Here is a 19,687-nt window from a genome sequence, read left to right on the forward strand (position 1 = left end):
GTCACTGATGTGCCGCGACCTTCTTCGGTGACGGAGCCGAGGGAGCCGTTGCGGTATCGGTCTCCGGGCGGCGGTCCCGGGGGATGAGGGCCAGGATCAGGCCCAGGGCCAGCAGGGAGCCGCTCACCAGGTAGACCGTCTGCATGGCCTGGGCCATGCCCTCCAGGAAGGGGTGGGCCAGGCGGGCGTCGGCGTGGGCCAGGAAGGAGCTGTCGTCCAGGGAGACGGCGCCGTTCCGGCCGGCGAGGAGGGTCTGGTTGGCCGGCTGGGAGGTGACCGCCGGATCGGCGAGGGCGGCCTTGAAGTCCGGGTCGGACCCGGCGCCGGCGTAGGCGTCGGCGATCCGCCCGCCCACCGAGCCGAAGAAGAGCGAGAAGAAGACGCTGATGCCGACGGTGCCGCCGATGGAGCGGAAGAAGGCGAAGGACCCGATGCCGGCGCCCATGTACCGCGGTTCCAGGCCCCGCTGGATGGCGACCAGCATGACCTGCCAGCACACGCCGATGCCGATGCCCATGACGGCGGCGGCGACCGCGGGCTGCCACAGGGCCGTGTCGGCGCCGAACGTCGCGAACCAGAACGTGCCGGCCATGACGAGCACGATGCCGGTGAGCATGGCGCCCTTGAAGCGGCCGGTACGCGTGACGTAGGCGCTGCACAGCCGGCCGGCGACGATGATGCCGAAGGTCTGCGGCAGCATCATCAGGCCCGCTTCCGTCGGCGAGAGGCCCTTGACGATCTGCAGGTAGAGCGGCAGGACGGCGAGCGAGCCGAAGACGGCGGCGCCGACGATGGTGTTGACGCCGTTGTAGAGGGTGAAGACGGGGTTACGGAACATCGGGGTGGGGAGCAGGGCGGCACCACCGGCCCGCCGCTGCGCCGTCACGAACAGCACGAGCCCCACGGCCCCCACAGCGAACAGCCCCAGCGTGCCGGCCGAGCCCCAGCCCCACTTCGGCCCTTCCTCGACGGCGAAGAGCACGGGCACCAGGAAGAGGACGAGCGTGATGACCCCGGCGATGTCCGGCTTGTCCTGCGAGCGGTCGTTCTGGATGCGCACCTGGGTGAGGACGATGAGGACGGCGGCGATGCCGATCGGCACGTTGATGAAGAAGGCCCAGCGCCAGCCGGCGGCACCGGCGAAGCTGTCCAGCCCGGCGAAGAACCCGCCGACGACCGGTCCCACCACGGCCGAGACGCCGAAGACGGCACCGAACCAGGCCTGGTAGCGGCTGCGTTCGGCGGGCGGCAGCAGATCGGCCAGGATGGCGAACGCGAGGCTCATCAGACCGCCCGCGCCGAGCCCCTGGACGCCCCGGAAGACCGCCAGCATCACCATGGACTGGGCGAGCCCGCACAGCACCGAGCCGACGACGAAGACGGCCACGGCGATGACGTAGAGCGGCCGGCGCCCGTAGATGTCGGAGAGCTTGCCGTAGAGGGCCGTGGTGATCACCGAGGTGATCATGTACGAGGTGTTGGCCCAGGCCTGCTGCGAGAGGCCGTTGAGGTCGTCGGCGATGGTGCGCAGCGCCGCGGAGATGATGGTCTGGTCGAGCGCCGACATGAACAGGCCGAGCATCAGGCCGGCCATGACCAGTCTCATACGGCGCCGGTCGATCACCGGGGCGCCGGGCTCACCCGGGGAACCCGGGGCAGCTGTGTCCGTCATCGTCGTTCCATCCATCCCTTGGCGTGAGGCGATGACTCAAGGATGGAATCTCAAGCAAGCTTGAGGTCAAGACGAACGATCAGCTCTCTTCGTCCCCGTCTTCGTCCCTGTCTTCGTCCCCGTCGTCCTCGTCGTCCTCGTACGGGGCCTCCTCCATCAGCCGCTCGGCGATGTCGTCCACCCAGACCTCGGCCCAGCGCAGCAGCTCGGCGCGGTCGGTGTCGTCGAGCCCGTAGGCGGCGAACTCGGAGTCGGCGATCCACTCGGCGCCGGCGAGCCGGGCCTGGAGGTCGGTGAGGTCGAAGGCTGCGGCGCCCGTGCCGGCGTGCCGGCGGCCGAGCTCCTCCAGCTCGACGTGCGACCAGTCGGCGGATGCGGCCCGCACGTCGACGAGGTCCCGGGCGAGCCCGAGGTCCGCGAGGTCGCGCACGGCCATGCCGACCACGTCCTCGACGGCGGGCACGGGCCCGTACGGACCCAGCACCGGGGGCCGCCACAGGGTCTCCTTGCGGATGCCAACGGCGCAGTGCTCACCGCTCGCGGCGTCGGTGACGACGAGCCCGGCCTCGAGCGGTGCGGCCTGCCAGCCGCGCTCCCGCAACCCGTTGCAGACGGCGGACACGAGCTCGGCCATGGCGTCCGGAGCCTCGGTGACCAGCTCCAGGCCGGTGTCCCTGCGGACGGCCCCCGGTTCGAGGAGACCGTGCGCCTCCCGGGCGTAGGAGCCGCTGAGGACGAGCGGATACGCGGAGCCCGCCGCCATCACGTCCGGCAGCAGACGCCGGTGCAGTCCGTGCGGACCGCCTTCGTACGGGCCGGGCGGCGGTGTGGGCGGCAGCATGATCGCGATTATTCCGGAAGGACGCCTTCGACCAGGTCGGATACGCGCTGCAGCTCGGGCTGGATCTCGTCCGCCTCGGCACGGTCGACGGCGGCGAGCCGCCACCACACGGCCCAGGCGTTGCGCAGGACGCGGCGGGTCTCGTCGGCGGGGGCCTGGGCGTTGTGGCGGCGCTCGGCCGTCCGCAGGTGCAGGCGCATGATCGCGGCCCAGTCCTCCTGCAGCAGCAGCGCGAGCCAGGCCCGCGTCCCCAGCACGCCGACGGTGTGCGGATGCAACGGCCCGTACTCCCGGTCGAGCACCCCTTCCAGCTCCCGCGCCGCCAGCGCGGCCCCGACCAGATCCCCACGCAACTCGGCGGCAACGATCCGCCCGAAGCGCTCGGCGTGGTGCGGGGGGAGGGGGGCGGACCAGTCGGGGGTGGGGGCGGGGGCCGGGGTGGGCACGGGGACCGGTGCGGCGGGAGGCGCGGGAGGGGCCTGGTGGGGCGGGGGTACGGGGGCCACGGGGGCGGGCGCAGGCGGCGCCGGGTACCCCGCCACCGGCACGGGCACGGGTGTAGGCGCGGGCACAGGGGCCGGGGCAGGGACCGGCGCCGGGGCAGGGGCCGGCGCGGCCGCAGGCGGCGGCGTCGGGTGCGGCCCCGGCAGCGGCGTCACCGCCCCGTCGTGGTCGACGATCAGCGGCCAGACCGAACCGTCGGGTTCTTTGGCGACGATGCGTATGGGGTGCCCGCGCTGGGCGGCCCGCACCCGTATGTCCGCGAGCGCGGAAGTGCGCCCGTCCTGTCCGGGCAGCGGCTCGACCGGTTCCCCCTCGATCGTCGCTTCACCCGCTGCGCCGATCACGATGGTGTAGACGGGAGTCAGGGGGACCGAGTCGAGGTCCGTCACAACAGGCATGGTCAATCCTTACGTACCGCCGCCGTCAGCAGGCCAAGAGGGCCGCGGCGCGCAGGGCGCCGCGGTCCCCCGGTAATGATGACCTGGATCATCCGCCCTTGGGGTAGTAGGGGGGTGACCAGCCCAGGTACTTGGCGTTCCACTTGGTTTCGATGTCGGTGGCGGGGACGACCGATATCTCACCGGGAGTCACGATGTCGTTGGACGCGACCTTGCCGTCACCGACGTAGACGGCGACGTGGCCCGCCCTGTGCCCGGTGTCCCAGAACATCAGGGCGCCGGGGGGCGGATTGCGGTCGCCGTCGTGACGCATGTCCTTCGGCATCTCGATCTGGTAGTGGTCGATGGCGTAGTTCGTACCGGAGAAGCTCCAGCCGTAGGCGATGGACGTGAAGGCCAGGCACCTCTGGTACCACTCCGAGCGGCGGCTGTCGGCTTCCCTCTTGGCCCAGGCGATCGCGTCGTCCGTCGAGCGGGGGTTCTTCACGTTGGCGGGCCAGTTCGCCTTGCCGTCGTGGAAGGGCTCGCCGGGCTTGCCGGGGTTGTTGCTGCCGGACGTGTTGCACTTTTCCGACGCCTTCTTGCCGGAGTCCTTTCCGCCCTTGTCGCCGCCGTTCGAGCCACCGTTGGAGCGGTTATTCCTGCCCTGCTGGCCGGGGTGGTTCTCCCCTGACCGCTCCAGGTCGATGCCCGCTTCCTTCGCGATGCTCCGTGCCTGGGCCTCCTTGGGACCGTAGGCGTCGGGGAATCCGGAGCGCTGCACCTTCTGGGCGGCGTCGTTGAGCGACATGCTCTCCCAGGCGACGTCGACCAGCCCGGGCGGGTCGCCGCTGTCGCCGCCGAAGAGGAACATGTGGGCGGCGTACTTCGGGTCCGTGACCTGCTCCTTGGTGCCCCACCCGGAGGACGGGCGCTGCTGGAAGATGCCGAGCGAGTCCCTGTCGCCGTAGTTGATGTTCGACAGCTGCGACTCCGCGAGCCCCGTCATCAGGGCGATGAGCGTGGCCCGGCCCGGCAGCTTCCCGTCCTTGGCGACCTGGTCGATGATCTTCGCGTTGGCAACCTGCTCCTCGCGCAGCTTCTTGCTCGCGCCCCCCGTGTTGTCGCCGGTCTGTCCGTTGCCGGACGGGCCGTCGTTCCCGGGCGAGCCGGGTTTGGAGCAGCCGGCGGCAACGGCCGAGGGGCCGCCGCCGACCCCGGCCAGCATTCCCACGATCAGCAGGAGTCCCATGAGGATGCCCATCGCGGGTATGCCGAGCTTGAACGCGAGCCCCTTGCGCAACCCGCCCGAGGCCAGGGCGAGGGCCTGACGTGAAACCACTCGCTCAGACCCCCAGGACCCGGCCCACGCGCCAGCCGTCGGAGGTGAGCATGATCTCCGTCAGGTACACCCGCGTCTCGGTGTACTTCCGGTAGCCCTGGACCGTGATGTCGACGCTGGTCTTGCGCCAGACCCGGGCCGGCGTGTCTGCCTGCTTGCGCACGCGGTCGTCGTCGGCGGGGCCCACCGTGACCCGGTCCACCTTCGAGACACCGCCGTTGGAGACGAGTTCGCCCCACGCCTTGTCGTCGAAGTGCTTCATGTTCGCCACGAGCGCCTCGGTCATCCACGGGGCGGCCCGGTCAATGGACGCGGTGTGCGTCTTGTCCACCGGGGGGTTACGCGTGAGGTAGGCGCGGGCCCAGCCCTCGGCCGACTTCTCCGGCTTGCTGAGGTCGGCCTTCACGGACGGCGAGGGCTGCGGCGCCTGAGGTGCGGCGGGGGCCGTGGACGGTGCCGTGTCCGGCGCGTCCATGGTCCGGTTTTTGGCCGTGTCCCCCGCGTGCCCCACCGTCGACGGTGCGCCCGTGCGGTCCGGCCACCAGTGCGTGGCAGCGGCGCCGACGGCGAGGATGACGACCATGACCAAGATCGCCCCGCCCGCCGTGATCGGCTCGCGTCGCCGCTCTTCCGCCAGACGGCGCTTGTACTCCTCGCGCTGCTCCTGCCGGTACGCCTTACGGGCGCGTCGGCGCACGCGGCGCTTACCGGCCTTCTCGATCTCCTCGGGGTAGTCGTACTCCGCTTTGAGCAGCTCCCGCCACTCGGAGGACGGGCGCCCGCCCTGGTTCTTGCTCACCTGTCCTCCTTACCGACGTCCGCGAGGCGCGGGAGGTCGCACGGCGGTACGTCTCCTCGCGCGGGAGGCACCTTGGTTGGTCGTGGCACCGGAAGCGGAAGCAGCGCCGCGAGCCGCGGCAGCCTTGCGGGCATCTGCCACGCGTCGCTGCGCTCCACCACTGCCCGGCGTCGGGGCGCCCCGGAAGTTACGGCCCTCACCGGCGCTCCCCCCGGCCTTACCGGGCGCGGACTGCCGACGCGCTGCGTTCTGCGCTGCCGCAGAGGCGTTCGTGGCTGTGCCGGGGCGGCCCGTCCGGGCAGTCGCGTTCTGTCCGCCTGCCTGCTGGTTCTTCCGCGATTCCTGCATTTGGGCACCAGCCCCCCGGCCCACCTTCAGATCACCCGCACGGCTTGCACGGTTGACCGAGAGAGGGGCGGAGCTGCCCGTCTTCGCGGCACGGCTGGCGGCACTTGCCTCACCGGACATATTGCGCCCGCCCGGATCTGCACCACTGACGTATCTCGTCCGCTTCGGGGAGCCCTTGGGGATGCCCAGAGCGTCCATGTTCGCGTGCCTGTCAGTGAGCTGCTTGGCGGCTGTCGCCATCCGGAAGGGGCGCTGGATGAAGCGTTCGTCGGCAGCGCCGGCGGCCTTCTTGCCCGCCCAGGCGACGCCTGCTCCGGTCTTCTTGGTACCCCACCAGGCCCCCTTGCCGACCCCCTTACCCGTGAACTTGCCAGCCCCCCAGGCGGCGCCTCCGGCCCCCTTCGCGACTGCGCCACCGGCCTGCTGGGCGAGCCGCATGGCACCGGCGTTGAAGGACGAGTTGGTGGCGCCGGTGACGCCGACGATGCTCTCCATAATCCCGCGGAACTTGAACGCCACGATCGCGGAGGTGATGCTCACGCCCGCCGAGGCGAACCAGCCGTAGGGACCGACCAGGGACACGCTCGCCGTGTTCAACACGAGCACGCATCCCAGCACCATCGTGCTGACGAAGGACTGCAGGGTGAACCCGAGGAGGGTGTCGAACCAGCGGACGCCCCACTGGCGCGGCCTGCCGGGGATGACCCACAGGCACGCGAAGACGACACCGGCCAGCAGCAGCATCAGCGCGCCGATCAGTGACGCGAGGGAGGCGAAGGCCAGTGCAACGGCAAGGATGGCGAACAGGCCCGCGCAGACGGCCGAGGCCATGGCGACCATGACGCGGGCATGGCCCATGTGGCCCTGGCGGTACTTGACCGCCTCGCCGCCCACGGTCTTGTCACTGACGTTGTTCTTCAGCCACTCCTCACGCTTGTCGTCGTCCGCCGGCAGGTCCAGCAGGTCCTTGCCGTGCTCCTTGCAGACGTTCAGGTTTCCGAACTCGGCGACGCACCAGGGAGTGACGACGTAGGACCGCCAGATCGCGTCGGCGGACTTGCGCAGCATGTTGTCCTGCTGGTTCCCGCCGTAGGTCGGCTGGTCGCCGATGTCGATGGGTTCCTTGGTCTCGTTCCCCATGCCGGCGGACGCGGCTTGCATCGCCGTGTTGCTGCCGATGGTGCGGATGGAGTCGATGCCCTCGATCCACACCTTCGGTGTGGTCAGCAGGGAGATCGACAAGATCGCTGTCGCAGCCACCCAGCCCAGCTGACTGATGGACGAACCGTTTCTTCGATGGTTCGCGTACGCGATCACCGCGCCGATGGCCATCGCCGACGGGAGCAAGGTCGTCGACACCGTGCTCGCCGCTCCCGAGATGGCGTGCGAGATGGAGTCCTCGAGCTTGTCGATGGACGTGAACTTGAACGTCCACTGCACGACGACGATCGCCGCCAGGGCCAGCACGACGGTCAGGCCCATGAAGATGACGGCGACGAACTGCAGCGCCCAGTCTCCAAACTCGTCCCAGCCCAGCTGGACGTCGAGGTCGTAGAGCATGGGGTTGCCGTACTGCTCGTACAGCGTGCCGGCGCCGGAATAGGAGGACTTCGGTGCCGGGAGGAGCGCACCGATACCGGCCGGCTTGTACTTCTCGAACTTGTCGTCCGCGGCGGCCGCGGACGCCGTCACCATCAGGGTGGTGAAGGCGCCCACGACCGGGACGGCCAGATTACGGAGCCGGGGAATCCTCAATGCGACCTCATCAGGGCGCTGAACACCGGGCTCGAGTGCCTCATCTCCGAGTCCTGGACGTCTTCGTCCTGGTCCACCAGCCAGGTCCCCTTGACCTTCACCATGCGCAGGGCGGTCCGTTGATAACTAGTGTGTCCGTCCGGCTTGGACTCCTCGGTGACCATGACGCCGGTACCGGCCGGATGGTCACCGATCGGAGGCACGTCGACCGGGTCGCCGGTAACGCTGAAGGAGGCCGCTTCCACCGTCTTACGAACATCGCCGTCCAGCGGCTTGAGGAACTTCACGCAAGCCTCGTGCGACGATCCACGCAAGCTCCTGCCCTGCTCCGTCAGCATTCGGCAGGACACGTCACCGTCGTGAAGGGACCTCGCCTTCTGATAGGCGACCGCCACCTCCAGCATCTTCGCCCGGTCCTTCTTCGCCGCCTCCCGGTACTCCTGCGCCTGCCGCTCCCCGGCCGACCCCGGCTTCTCACCGGGCTTGTCGCCCTCCTTGCCCTTCGAGGAGGACGAGCACCCCGTAACGACCAGTACCGCTGCCGCTGCCGTCGCGGCCACTGCCGCTACCCGCCTCTTCACGCGTTCGCCTCCTGGTATTCGGAGTATTCGGGCTTGCTCATGGACACCGGGCCCTGCCCCGTACCGACGCCGCCGCTGTCCGCCTTCGGCGTCGTGTTGAGCAGCTGGAGCATCTCCAGCGAGGGCACGTCGAACTGGACCGTCGCGCTGCTGAAGCGGCGGTCGCGCATGATGCAGTGGCCGTGCCGGATCTCCTGCGTCACGTCGACGCCGATGGCCTGGATCAGCTGGCGCGTGTGGGGGCCCTTCGGCAGGTCGAGCAGGGCCGCCATGGCGTCCTGCTGTTCGCCGGTCGTCAGCTGGAAGCCGAAGACCGTCGTCATCTGCTCCACGAGGCCCGTGAGGCTCGCCAGCGACTCCGGGTCCTGGGTGTCGACGACGAGCGCGGTGTGCAGCGCTCGGCCGACTCGGGCGATGTACTGGAGGAACGAGCTGCCCTCGCGCGTGGCCGTGAGGACGTGCACCTCGGGCACGGCCACGACCTTGCGCAGGCCGCGCAGGTCCTTCCGGCCGGCCATGCTGATGCCGTAGGCGAGCAGCGAGTGGACGAGCGCCACCGACAGGCGCTGGTGGACGGACCAGTCGTCGCGGGCGTCGTCGGGCGACGGCAGGGTGATGCCCGGGACCTGGACGACCCAGATGCCCGGCGTCGGCGTGATCAGGGACGCCCCGACGGGCTTACCCATGAAGGGGGCGCCCAGGCCCGTCAGCGACAGCTCGTACAGGGCGTCGCCCGTCTCGCGCGTCAGCTCGTCGGGCGACCGGCGCAGCCGCTCGATGACCTTCCACGTCGCCGGGTCGCCCTCGGCGATGATCTCGTTGACGGCGCTCTGGATCGGCGTCTCCGCACCGCGCATCCGCAGGTGCTGCGGCAGCGCGATGCCCAGCTGCGCCGGGACCTCGGTCTGGGCGCGCTCGGCGCTCTCACCGCTGAGCAGGGTGAAGAGGTCGGCGACGCCCGCGAACTGCGAGCCCGTCTCGATCAGATGGGCGTTGAGCCCGTAGCGCTGGCCGGCGGAGACCAGGCCTCCCATGTCGCCCTTGAAGTCCAGGGCCAGCACGAACGAGCCGCGGAAGCCGGAGTCCAGCAGGGACAGCATCATCGCGGTCGTCTTGCCGCGGCCGCTTCGGCCGATGAAGGCCGTGGTCGTCGCGTCACCGCGCTCGGAGCCGCCGGTGAGGTCGTTGCGGACGACGCCCGGGGTCGAGCCGGTCAGGTAGCCGATCACCGGGCCGGTGTCGTCACCGACCGAGGCGCCGCCCCAGAACCAGGAACCGGCGAAGGCACCGACCGTACGGGTGTGCATCAGGTCCGGCACGCGCAGCATGTCTCCGGGCTGGGCCTCCAGCCACAGCTCGCGCTGCTCCTCGGCGGCGACGCTGACCTCGATGCCGATGCCGCCGTAGAAGCCGATGACGGCGTCGCAGCGGCTGCGCAGGTCCTCGAGCGAGACGTCACTGCTGACGATCAGGCGCGGGTGGTCCTCCAGCAGCGTGACGTCCTCGCGCTTCATGTCGCGCGAGAGGGACGTCATCGTCTCCTCGGTCTCCTCGATCTCCTGCGCGGTCTCGCCGGCGGAGTGCTTGGCAGCGCTCTGCCGCTGCTCCTTCGCCAGCCGGCGGATCTCGTCGATCTGCTTGAGTGCGTCACGCTTGTGGAGGACCTTGAAGCGGACGGACGGCTCGGGGTTGACCGGCAGGGCCGAGATGTCCCCGGGCTCGTCGTCGTCCGTGAGCTCGGGGACGTACGTGATCTCTGCGACGGATCTCAGCCACTCGCCCGGCCCCGGCGACTCCATCTCCTCCGGGAAGCCGTCCATCGTGAGGACCGCGCTCCAGCCGGCCGTTTCGCCGCGCTGGTCGAGGACCCGGACGTGGTCGGGGAAGGGCAGCACGCGCCCGCGCGTCAGCTGGGCGAGCTTGGCGCCCGTGATCATCCCCTGCTCGTCCGGGGCGGGCAGCGGGGTGCCGCGGCGCTGTTCGCGCGCGATCATCCAGGCCAGCAGCTCCACCGTGGCCGGCTGCGCCTTCCACGGCGTCGTCTCCAGCTGACGGCCGAGGCGCCGGGCGAGGGCGTCGAGCCGGGCGAGCTCCTTCTGCGACACCGAGGTCGAGCCGATGCCCAGCGCGTCCTGGACGCCCCGGCTGCCGCGCGCCTTGGCCTGGTTGGCCCGCTCGGATATCCGTACGCCGAGCAGGAGCATGCGCGTGGGGAGCTCCAGCTCCTCCAGGCGACCTACGCGCAGGTCGGCCCAGGCGGCGTAGTCGCCCGCCGAGAACAGCGTCTCCGCCTCGGTCCGGTAGTCCTCGGCGTTCAGCGGGGACCAGAGGATCTTCAGGTGGCAGTCGTAGCCGGCCAGGGTACGGGCCAGGGCACTGCTCGCCTGGTCCTGCTCGGCGTCCCGGGCCGCCTCCGACATCAGGTCGGTGTTGGAGCTTCCCAGCAGGTACCACGCCTCGGCGTGGGTCTCCGTGATGACCAGCCCGTCCGCCAGCCCCACGTAGCGGGGCGGCGGGGCCGAGCGGTCTCCGTCGACGCCGAGAAAGCGGGCGATGCCCTTCATGATCTTCATCGCGTACCTTTACGTACCTTTCCGGCCTTTGCGGCCGCCGCCCGGTGCGCCCGGTGCACCCGGTGCCTTCTGGGACGAGTGGTTGCGCGACCTCGCGCGGTAGACGTGGTCCGGCCCGTACAGCCGGGGACGGGCGTCGAGCGTCACGGCGCGGCCGGACATCCGCTTGGGCTCCTCGCTGCCCAGGAGCCCCTCGAACGCGCCCATGCCGGGGAGGGCCAGGACGTCCTCGGACTTCTCCCCCAGGCGCGCCCGCAGCGGGAGCCACTCGGACCGGTCGGCCGCCCGGCGCCCGCCGTTGATGACCGGGCGGTGCCCCACCGTCAGGTAGCGGATGGTCAGGGCCCACTGGGTGAGGTTCCAGCGCCGTTCATTGCGCCGCGACCGCTGGGATCCGTAGAAGGTGATGAGGGCCGGGGGCGCGAAGTAGAGGGTGAAGAAGATCTGCGAGGGCCAGCCGAAGATCAGGAAGAGCCCGCCCATCCAGACCGCGTAGACGACGGCGCCCGTGACGAGGACCCGTCGTGACGGGCCCTCGCCGAGGTCCAGGCCCAGCAGCTCGTGCTGGCGCGTCTCCAGGTCGAAGTGGCGGGTGAAGGTGTGCCCAACCCTCATGCGCCCGCCACTTTGGTCCAGATCGCGGTGAGCATGCCCTTGGTGCTGTCCGACGCGTAGACGAAACCGGCCACGACGACACCCGCCATGAAGTGCGCGAGCAGCTCGCCCCACTCACGCTTCGCGTAGTGGCCGATCGCCCTGACCGCCAGCACGATCAGGAAGATGTTTCCGGCGACGGCAATGACCCAGGACTTGAGTTCCTCACCATTGGACAGCGCGATTTCCATCGTTTCCCCTTGCTTGAGATAAGACGTGCGATAAGGCGTGAGATAAGAACGGAGGGTCCGGCGCCGGCCGGGGCACCGGAACAGGTCAGGGCTTCGGCACGGGTCAGGACTTCGGCACGGTCACGAGGACATTCCGCCGTGGATCTCCGCGACCTGCCAGCGCTCGGCCTTCGCCGAGGCGACCCGGGTCAGCTTGACCCGGTACGTCTGCTCGAGTTCGGCTCCGGCGATCTGCCACGTGACGGTGGCGATGCCGGTACGGTCGCCTCCGCTGCCTTCCTCGACCGACCAGCTGCGGAGCGAGCCGAGGGTCACCCCGGGCGGCAGTGCCGCCACCGAGGCGCCCGGCGCGGCGACGGACTCGGCCTCGCCCGTGCCGTACTTGGTGAAGAACTCCTCGACCACGCTGCGGGTCTTCTCGCTGAAGTCGTTGTCGGCGGTCTTCACCGTGAGAGCGGGAACGGACGGGGCGTTCTGCGGCACGCCCACCATGCCGGGCTGGCCGGTGACGACGATCCGTCCGGACGTGTAGACGACCGGGATGTCCAGCCCCAGCCACCTGGGTCCGGTGACCTGGCGGGAGTCCTTGCCCTTGTCGTCCGACTTCGAATCGTCCTTCTTCGGGTCGTCCTTCTTGTCCTTGGACTTGTCCTTGTCCTTGTCCGCCGGCTTGCTCTTGTCGTCGGAGGCGGGACCGTTCACCAGGACGTCGACCCGCACCCGGGCCCGCTTGTCCTTCTCCTCGGAGACGGGACCGGGCTGAGCCACCAGGACCTCCTGCTTGCCCTTGGTGTTCCAGCCCACCGTGGGATCCATCCCCTTGGCCAGATCGTGCGTCAACGCTTCGGCACGGGCCTTCGGGTCGGCCTCGTCCCAGGTCAGGTAGGAGCGTGCGAAGCGGGCGGCGACGGCCTGGGCCTCCTGCACGGGGTAGGTCGGACCGTTGTTGACCTGGACCGGGCCGGTCTTGTGCGGCTCCGGGGCCCAGAACCAGGAGCGGATACCGGTGATCGCGGCCAGCGCGACGACGGCCCAGAGCGCGCCACGGCCGACCTTGACCAGGAACTGGGTACCGCTCTTCTCGTCCTCGATCTGCCAGGGGACGTCGCGCTCCTGCTTGCCCTTCACACCACCGGCGGCCGCGGCCTGCTGCTGGGCGCGGGCCGGCTCGGGCGTCTGCGCCTGAAGGCGGGCGGCGGCATCGGCCCACTGCTGGAGGGCCGCGGGGGCCGGGGTCGCCGGCGCGGCCGACTGCTGCTGCGGAGCGGCCGGGGACGCTGCGGCCTGCTGGACCGGTGCACCGGCCGGCGGGGTCGCCGCAGTCTTGCCGCTCTTATCGCTCCGCGGCTCCGGCAGATTCAGAATCCGCCGCATGACCGTCTTGAACGTGCTCAACCCTGGTGACCCTTCCCCCGTGCTAGGCCTGAGTGGCTGGACAGTACGTCGACCGTTACTGATCGTCAAATTACTTCGAATGACCAGTTACTGTTCGGATATGAACGATCTTGATTGACCTGGCGCCCTTAATTTCCTGATAAGGCGGGCGCGGCTGGCTGACCCCTCGTGAGTTCGTGGTCTCGGTCACCCTGGCGACGGACCACGGTCAGGGAACCGCCCGCCACGGGCGCCGACCTGCACCCCCCAAGGCACGCTGCCGGGCCGATTGCGCGACAGATTCTGTAGCCAACCTGTTGCGAAGCCATCGGCCTTCGGTCTCCCGCTCACAACTCGGTCATCCCCGTCCGACCGAACAACTCCTGCAACAACGCCTCGGCCTCGTCAGCGTTCAGCTCGGTCAGATAGGGCGGATTGGAGGTCCGGAGGTCACGGGACTCAAGTGGGTATCCAACGGCCATAGCAGGCCTATCTCATCGTGAGGCCACGGCCTTGGGACTGCGTAGGTACCGGGTCGAGGCGCAGGGCTTCGGACTTGGGCTGACTTCCTTGCGCCGGGGCCTTGGCGGCCAGCCTGTTGCTTAGGCCTTGGGTTTGCGCCTCTTCGGGCCCATCGAGCCCGAGGGCTTCCCGTTCGGCCTGCTCCCGTGCCTGGGCCTCGGCTTTGGCCTGGGCTTTGGCGAGGTTCTCCGCACGAAGTTCGGCCTCTTCCCGGCGGATCACGTCAACGTACGCGGGGTCGACACCCGGGTCGAGCTTGTCCCGGATCTCCTGCCGACCTATCCGTTCCTGACCAGGGGGGATCTGCACATTCTTGTATCGTTCACTCTGCAGAAGGTTTGCAGCGTTCCGATAGTCAGCCTTGGGAACTTTGTCACGCGCGCTGAGGTCGTCAAGTTTCTTACCACGAGAGATCTCGTACAGCTCGTGGTTCTCCATCTTGGCTTTGAAGCTGTCCGGAGTGTGGAACTGCAGCTCAAATTTCTCTTCCGACTCCGTGTGCTGCCACGAAGTGTTGATCCCCTTGTACACGGGATCTTCCCAGGTGTTCTTCTCCTTGCCGGGTATCGGCTCGTATCCCGCTTCCCGGAGCCGCTCGTACGTCCGGCTCACACCCTCGGTATAGGCATCCGGCTCGAACGTCAGCGTGTACCGGTTCAGGTCATTGACCTTCTTGGCGGTCTTCTCGACCGAATCCCCGTCGTTCTCCCAGGCCGCGGCCGCCTTGCGGCGGAACGAGTCCGGAGCCTTGAGCGAGTACTCCAGGCCCTCCAGCTTGCTGCCGTACGTCTGGGCTGTCTCCTGCTGGATGCCCTTCATCAAGGCGTCCATGCCCTCACGCGCCGCTTCGGCACGCTGCCACCGCTCAGTGACGACACGGTTCTGTTCAGGACTGAGCGTGTAGCCCTCGCCCTTCCATTCCCCCACGGACACGCTCACAGCTCCGTGACCCCCGTGACGCCGAACAGCTCCTGCAGCAGCCCCTCGGCTTCATCCACAGAGAGCGCGATCAGGTACGGCGGGTCGGACTTGCGGGCATCGTAGAAGTCGAGGACCGCCTCGGTGGGTCCCCAGAACCCCTTCGCGCCTCGGTAGGACTCGTCGAGCACGTTTTCAGGACTGCATCGACGCCGCACAACCGTGGTGGGCGGTTCGCCTTCGCGCCAGTCCTGCTCGTCCGTGTACCGCGCCCAGTACCGCACCCAGCCCTGCCGGTCCGCCTCCAGCGCCGCGGCGCGCTCGGCCGGCACCGGGATCAGCGATTCCAAGAGGGGCGGGTACAGGACACCCGTGGCCTTGACGCTCTGCCACTCCCATTCGACCAGCGACAGGTACTCCCACTGGTCCCCGAGCCGCCGCCACATACTCGACGGACGCTCCGCCGTGTACAGGTTGTCGACCGTCGGAACCGCTTTCACAAAGTATTCGTAGTTCTCGTTCATCACTTGCTCTCCTTCGCAGGAATGCCGCTGTACCGCTGATGCTGGATGATTTTCGCCGCGTCCTCGTGGGATTCCGCCATCTTCTCCGGCGGCTCCTCGCCCAGGGAGCGGAGGTGACTCTCGCGGTACAGATCGTAGAGAAGGTGGTTCTCCGTCTTTACCCGGTAGCTGTCGGGTGTGTGGAAGGCGATCTCGAACTTCACTGTTCCGTCGGGCTGTTGCCACACCGCGCGGAATCCCTTGTGGACGGGATCCTCCCAGGTGTTCTGCTCCGAATCGGGGACGATGACGTAGCCGCGTTCGTGCAGCAGGGCGTATGTGTGGCGGACGCCTTCGGTGTACGACTTCACGTCGAATACCAGGGTGTAGCGGTTGAGGTCCTGGACCTTGCGGACGATCGTTTCCAGGGGGACGCGGTCGTCCAGTTCCATGGCGGCCTTGCGGCGGAAGGCCTTGAGGCCCTTCAGGCGGTGCTGTTTGCCTTCGAGTTTTGCGCCGTGGGAGTCCGCCAGGGCCTGCTGGACGCCTTCCATCACCACGTCCAGGGCCTTGTGGGCCGCCCTGGCCGCCTCCCAGCGGTCCGTCACCGCCTGGTTCTGGTCCGCTGTCAGTTCCAGGCGGCGGCCCGGGGCCGTGGCGTCGTCCTTCCAGGCCGTGGCGGTCTTGTTCATGCCGGTTGCCGTCACAGTTCCGTCGCCCCCTTCGCGCCGTGGAGTTCCGTCAGCAGTCGTTCCGCCTTCGCCGCGTCGATCTCCACCAGGTGCGGCGGGTTCGAGGGGCGGGCGTCGAAGAAGTCGTGGACGGCCTGCGTCGGGCCCCACTCGTTCCAGGTCTTGTACGCCTCGTCGTAGATGCGCTCCGGGCTGCGGCGGCGGCGCACCACCGACACGGGTGGCTCACCGGCCCGCCAGGCGGACACGTCCGCGTACCGGGCCCAGTAGCGGACCCAGCCCTGCCGGTCCGCCTGCAGTTCCCCGGCGCGGTCGGCCGTCACCGGGTGGCGCGCGGCCTCCGGCGGCGGGAGCTGTACGGCGGTCTCCGCCGCCTTGTGCCACTGCCAGTCCAGCAGCGACAGGTACTCCCAGTCCTCGTCGCGCCCCGCCGTGCACCGCCACAGGCTCGACGGGCGTTCCGCCGGGTGGTCCGGCCCGGTCTTCACGTAGTAGTCGTACTTCGACTGCTCCAGGCGGCGGCGTTCCGTCTCCGCCTCCGTCATGCGCTTCTTCAGCGCCGTCCCGTCCGTCGGCCGGCCCGGGCGGTCCTGGGAGTGCTCGTCCTCGCACTCGCTGAACATGTAGTGCTGCCGGATGCGCTCGATCGTCGGCCACAGCCACATCTGGTGCCAGTAGGCCAGGTCGCTGCCCTCACGCGAGGGGTCGGCGTCCGCTTCCGTGGCCGCGCGCCAGGAGGCGTGCAGGGCGGCCAGTTCCTCCGTGACGCCGCCGTGCAGCGGCCAGCACGGCCAGATGCGCAGGCGGAGCTGCGGGGCGTAGTGCTTGCCGAGCCAGTCCACCCAGTCGGAGAGACGGCGCCAGTCGTCCTCCGTGGCGCGCAGCGACCACGGAAGGTGGTCGTCACCGGGCGCGGAGGACCGCGAAGGCGACGCCGTCGCCGTCGCCGTCACCGCCTCCACCGCGTGCAGCCGGTCGATGACCTCCCCTACGACCTCCGTGACCTCGGCCTGGTTCGCCTTGATCCCCGTCGCGAAGTTCTTGACGGCCGCTTCGAGCTGGGTGCGCCACTCCCGGAGGGTTGCGATCTCCTCCTTGAGGGCCCTGACTTCGTCCCGCAGCTGTTCGTCCCGCAGTTGCTCGCCCTGCAGTTGCTCGCCCTGCAGTTGTTCGTCCCGCAGTTGTTCGTCCTTCAGTTGTTCTTCCACCTACGCACTCCTCGCCTACGCGCCCGCGCTCTCCACCGGCGGCGGCCCGATCCGCGACGCCCTCGTCGCGTGCTCGCCCGCCCGCAGCGCCTGTCCGTCCCGCCGCTGATCCCACGGCTGCAGCTCGGCGATGACGCCCGGCGCGCCGCGGAAGAGGAGGAGCGCCCGGCCGTGCGGCAGCTGGCGGATCTCCTCGGGGCGCAGGATGCGGCGTTCGCGCTCGACCTCATTGGTGCCGTAGCCGAAGAGGCGCTGGGTGTCGCGCGACTTCGACAGTTCGACGAGCTCGGCCTCGCCAACCAGCTCGGAGAAGCGGCGCAGCGCCTCGACGTCCTTCAGGCCGCCCATGACGAGGGTGGCCGCCGCGTTGTCGAGGAGCGTGTCCGCCTCGTGCTGACCCCACCGGAGCACGGCCTGGGCCAGCGACTGCAGCGCGTAGACGATGTGGATGCCGTAGCCGCGGGCGTCGGAGGCCAGCGACGGCAGCTTCGGCAGCGGGGCCACGTTGGCGACCTCGTCCAGGACGAGACGCAGGAACGGGTCGAGCCGGCCCGAGGGCAGCCGCGGCGCCCGGCGCTTCGCCGCGTCGACGACCTCACCCAGCAGCATCGTCGTCAGCGGCGAGACGTTCGTCGAGGCGTTGGAGTCGCTGATGAGGACCAGGGTGTCGCGGGAGGCGACGAACGCGTCCGGGTCGAAGGTCGGCACGCCCGGCTGCGGGGTGACGCAGCGCAGCACCTTGCGCAGGGCGAGCGGTTCGATCTGGGCGGCGAGGGTCTGCCGGGTCGAGGCGACGGTCTCGTCGGCGCCGGTCGATACGGAGCGCAGCAGGACGTCCCAACCGGGCTCGGCGTTGGGGTGGTCGGTGAGGATGGCCCGCGGCTCGCTGGCCTTCTCCAGGTTGGTGGCCCAGCGCATGACGTGCTCGATGGTCTTGCCTTCGAGGGCCGCGGCGTGGAGGAGCCTCGTCAGCGCGGACGACGCCGTCTGCTGGAAGAAGCTGCCGTTGCTGGAGGAGCTGTCGTCCGCGCCCATGCCGACGGAGAACGACAGGGCGCGCGACGTGGCGGTCTCGCCCTCCTGGCAGCCCGCCACCGGGTCCCAGACCATCTTGTGCGGCCAGCCGACGGTGTCGAGCGGGTCGAAGACCCACACCCGTCCCATCCGCGAGCGCGGTTCGGCGATGACGTCGAGGACGTCGGCGCGGGTGGAGGTGACGACGAGCGGCCCCGGCGCGTCCAGGCACGCGGGGATGACCACGTTGCGCGACTTGCCGCCGCCGGAGGGGGCGATGACCGCGACCGAGTCCTCCGGCGTGGCCACCAGCGGCTCTCCGGTGGTGATCTGCGTGCCGAGCATCCAGCCGACCTCGCGCAGCTCCGCGCGCGCGGCGGCCTTGGGGTCGTACTTGCCGTCCTTGCCGGTGAACGACGTCGCGCGCGTCATCTTGGCGGCCTTGCGGGCGCGCTCCACACCGAGCATGTCCCGGGCCTCGGTCGCGGAGGCGAGACCCTCGCCGCCCGCGCCCCGGATACGGCGCTGCCGGGCCCGTGCGGCCAGCATGACGGACGCGATCGGGCCGAGGAGGATGCCCAGCCAGACCGCGACGGTGACGTTCGTGGACGCCGGCTCGATACCGTCGCCCAGCCCGGCCAGGGGCTCGTGCGCCGCGAGAGCACCCGCCGTGGCCAGGACGTTCGACAGGGCCATGTTCTCGGCCGTGGCCCAGACGGCCAGGTGCCAGCTGACGACGACGGCGATGAGCACCGCCGATGCCTTGACGAGGGCGATCTCGCCCTTGGGTCCGCCGCTCTCGTACTTGCGTCCCACTTTGCGCGCCGCTGCCACGCCGTGGACCCCCGTCCCTTGCTTGATGCGATCTCTTCAGATCGCTGCGACGTTAACACCTCTGTCCGACAGGTCAGGAGTTCGAGGCGGGCGGCGGGGGACTACGCAGCGAAGGTGTTACGCAAGGAGGGCGCCCGGGGTGGCGACGTACATCCGACAGTTACGCCGATCAGTCACGCCGATCAGTCACGCCGCAGCACGGTGCGCGCGCCAGACCGGGCTGTCCACGTAGTGGTTGTCGTAGCGCTCGGCCGACTCCTTGATCTCCTCGACGCTCGCCTCGCCCCGGGCCACGCGGTCCAGCAGGCGGTAGTAGTCGAAGCGGCCCATGCCCGGCGTGAAGACGACCAGGGCGTCGGCGGAGCGGCCGGCCGCCGGGGCGAAGGCGTGGGGCATGCCGGGCGGTACGGCGAGGAAGTCGTTCTTCTCCAGCGTCACGACGGTCTCCCCCGTCAGCACCTCCAGCGCGCCGTCGAGGACGAAGAAGAACTCGGTGGCACGGGTGTGGAAGTGGGCCGGGGCGCCGGCCGTGCCCTCGGCGAGCGTGGCGCGGTTGCTGGTGAACGCACCGCCGGTCGTATCCGAGTCCGCGAGGAGGGTGATCAGGGAGCCGGGGGCGTCGCTGAGGACGGTGGCCTCGGCGGCACGGACGAGGACGGGAGCCAGGGAGGGGGAGGGGGCGGGGCTCTGCGACTCGGACATGGGGGGCTCCTCTGAAGTGCGGTGATGCGGATGACGCGGTGCGGTGAGGGGCTGCGCGACGCAGTGCGGCGCTCCCTCTGAAGATCAATCTACGGGGTCAGGTGTCCGGTTCTCTGGTGCACTTCGCGTGCAGATTCGTGGGCCACTTGCACACCCGCCAATTCCCCTCCCCCATCGGCACTTTATGGAACCGCACCGTCACCTGACGGAGTGAGAAAACCTCGCTTCACCTGCCAAGCAGTTTTGCCGAGAATTGTTCACGGACGTGCCATGAACTCCCGGG

General features: G+C 69.6%; 17 protein-coding genes. All 17 read right to left on the reverse strand.

The window, feature by feature from the left end:
* Position 1: 1 nt before the first annotated feature.
* Positions 2-1,672, reverse strand: coding sequence for an MDR family MFS transporter (locus tag FGW37_RS15515; RefSeq protein WP_179081581.1), 1,671 nt, complete (start codon positions 1,670-1,672; stop codon positions 2-4).
* A 79-nt stretch (positions 1,673-1,751) separates the two neighbouring features.
* Positions 1,752-2,513: a hypothetical protein gene (locus FGW37_RS15520; RefSeq protein ID WP_179081582.1), complete on the reverse strand. Its 762-nt coding sequence runs from the start codon at positions 2,511-2,513 to the stop codon at positions 1,752-1,754.
* 8 nt (positions 2,514-2,521) lie between these two features.
* Entirely contained in the window at positions 2,522-3,415 is an 894-nt protein-coding gene (locus FGW37_RS15525; RefSeq protein ID WP_179081583.1) for a hypothetical protein, read from the reverse strand.
* 88 nt (positions 3,416-3,503) lie between these two features.
* A complete protein-coding gene (locus tag FGW37_RS15530) occupies positions 3,504-4,736 on the reverse strand; it encodes an NlpC/P60 family protein (RefSeq protein WP_179081584.1) in 1,233 nt (410 codons plus the stop codon).
* Between the two features lie 4 nt (positions 4,737-4,740).
* Positions 4,741-5,535, reverse strand: a complete 795-nt coding sequence (locus FGW37_RS15535) for a hypothetical protein (RefSeq protein WP_179081585.1) — start codon at positions 5,533-5,535, stop codon at positions 4,741-4,743.
* A 9-nt stretch (positions 5,536-5,544) separates the two neighbouring features.
* Positions 5,545-7,599: a hypothetical protein gene (locus FGW37_RS15540; RefSeq protein WP_179081586.1), complete on the reverse strand. Its 2,055-nt coding sequence runs from the start codon at positions 7,597-7,599 to the stop codon at positions 5,545-5,547.
* 35 nt (positions 7,600-7,634) lie between these two features.
* A complete protein-coding gene (locus FGW37_RS15545; protein ID WP_179081587.1) occupies positions 7,635-8,219 on the reverse strand; it encodes a hypothetical protein in 585 nt (194 codons plus the stop codon).
* Positions 8,216-10,792, reverse strand: a complete 2,577-nt coding sequence (locus FGW37_RS15550; RefSeq protein ID WP_179081588.1) for an ATP-binding protein — start codon at positions 10,790-10,792, stop codon at positions 8,216-8,218. The genes FGW37_RS15545 and FGW37_RS15550 overlap by 4 nt, the downstream gene beginning before the upstream one ends.
* Before the next feature lie 9 nt (positions 10,793-10,801).
* A complete protein-coding gene (locus tag FGW37_RS15555) occupies positions 10,802-11,407 on the reverse strand; it encodes a hypothetical protein (protein ID WP_179081589.1) in 606 nt (201 codons plus the stop codon).
* On the reverse strand, positions 11,404-11,637 hold the full coding sequence (locus FGW37_RS15560) for a hypothetical protein (RefSeq protein ID WP_179081590.1): 234 nt from the start codon (positions 11,635-11,637) through the stop codon (positions 11,404-11,406). Before FGW37_RS15560 ends, FGW37_RS15555 begins: the two co-directional genes overlap by 4 nt.
* A gap of 120 nt (positions 11,638-11,757) precedes the next feature.
* A complete protein-coding gene (locus FGW37_RS15565) occupies positions 11,758-13,032 on the reverse strand; it encodes a conjugal transfer protein (protein WP_179081591.1) in 1,275 nt (424 codons plus the stop codon).
* A 468-nt stretch (positions 13,033-13,500) separates the two neighbouring features.
* A complete protein-coding gene (locus FGW37_RS15570) occupies positions 13,501-14,472 on the reverse strand; it encodes a hypothetical protein (RefSeq protein ID WP_179081592.1) in 972 nt (323 codons plus the stop codon).
* The gene (locus FGW37_RS15575) at positions 14,469-14,975 is read right to left on the reverse strand and encodes a hypothetical protein (protein ID WP_179081593.1); all 507 of its coding nucleotides are present in this window, start codon (positions 14,973-14,975) and stop codon (positions 14,469-14,471) included. Before FGW37_RS15575 ends, FGW37_RS15570 begins: the two co-directional genes overlap by 4 nt.
* Positions 14,975-15,646: a hypothetical protein gene (locus tag FGW37_RS15580; protein ID WP_179081594.1), complete on the reverse strand. Its 672-nt coding sequence runs from the start codon at positions 15,644-15,646 to the stop codon at positions 14,975-14,977. The genes FGW37_RS15575 and FGW37_RS15580 overlap by 1 nt, the downstream gene beginning before the upstream one ends.
* 11 nt (positions 15,647-15,657) lie before the next feature.
* Complete coding sequence (locus tag FGW37_RS15585) at positions 15,658-16,854, reverse strand: hypothetical protein (RefSeq protein ID WP_179081595.1); 1,197 nt, start codon at positions 16,852-16,854, stop codon at positions 15,658-15,660.
* 15 nt (positions 16,855-16,869) lie between these two features.
* Positions 16,870-18,684, reverse strand: coding sequence for a type IV secretory system conjugative DNA transfer family protein (locus FGW37_RS15590; protein ID WP_179081596.1), 1,815 nt, complete (start codon positions 18,682-18,684; stop codon positions 16,870-16,872).
* Positions 18,685-18,888: 204 nt separating this feature from the next.
* Complete coding sequence (locus FGW37_RS15595) at positions 18,889-19,404, reverse strand: cupin domain-containing protein (RefSeq protein WP_179081597.1); 516 nt, start codon at positions 19,402-19,404, stop codon at positions 18,889-18,891.
* Positions 19,405-19,687 lie beyond the last annotated feature (283 nt).

Origin of the sequence: Streptomyces rectiverticillatus (assembly GCF_013394065.1) — a bacterium.
GTDB lineage: Bacteria > Actinomycetota > Actinomycetes > Streptomycetales > Streptomycetaceae > Streptomyces > Streptomyces rectiverticillatus.

Coding starts and splice junctions, on each gene's coding strand:
- FGW37_RS15525 (WP_179081583.1), bottom strand. CDS start 3,415: ATGCCTGTTGTGACGGACCTCGACTCGGTCCCCCTGACTCCCGTCTAC.
- FGW37_RS15515 (WP_179081581.1), bottom strand. CDS start 1,672: ATGACGGACACAGCTGCCCCGGGTTCCCCGGGTGAGCCCGGCGCCCCG.
- FGW37_RS15575 (WP_179081593.1), bottom strand. CDS start 14,975: ATGAACGAGAACTACGAATACTTTGTGAAAGCGGTTCCGACGGTCGAC.
- FGW37_RS15555 (WP_179081589.1), bottom strand. CDS start 11,407: ATGAGGGTTGGGCACACCTTCACCCGCCACTTCGACCTGGAGACGCGC.
- FGW37_RS15560 (WP_179081590.1), bottom strand. CDS start 11,637: ATGGAAATCGCGCTGTCCAATGGTGAGGAACTCAAGTCCTGGGTCATT.
- FGW37_RS15580 (WP_179081594.1), bottom strand. CDS start 15,646: ATGAACAAGACCGCCACGGCCTGGAAGGACGACGCCACGGCCCCGGGC.
- FGW37_RS15520 (WP_179081582.1), bottom strand. CDS start 2,513: ATGCTGCCGCCCACACCGCCGCCCGGCCCGTACGAAGGCGGTCCGCAC.
- FGW37_RS15550 (WP_179081588.1), bottom strand. CDS start 10,792: ATGAAGATCATGAAGGGCATCGCCCGCTTTCTCGGCGTCGACGGAGAC.
- FGW37_RS15595 (WP_179081597.1), bottom strand. CDS start 19,404: ATGTCCGAGTCGCAGAGCCCCGCCCCCTCCCCCTCCCTGGCTCCCGTC.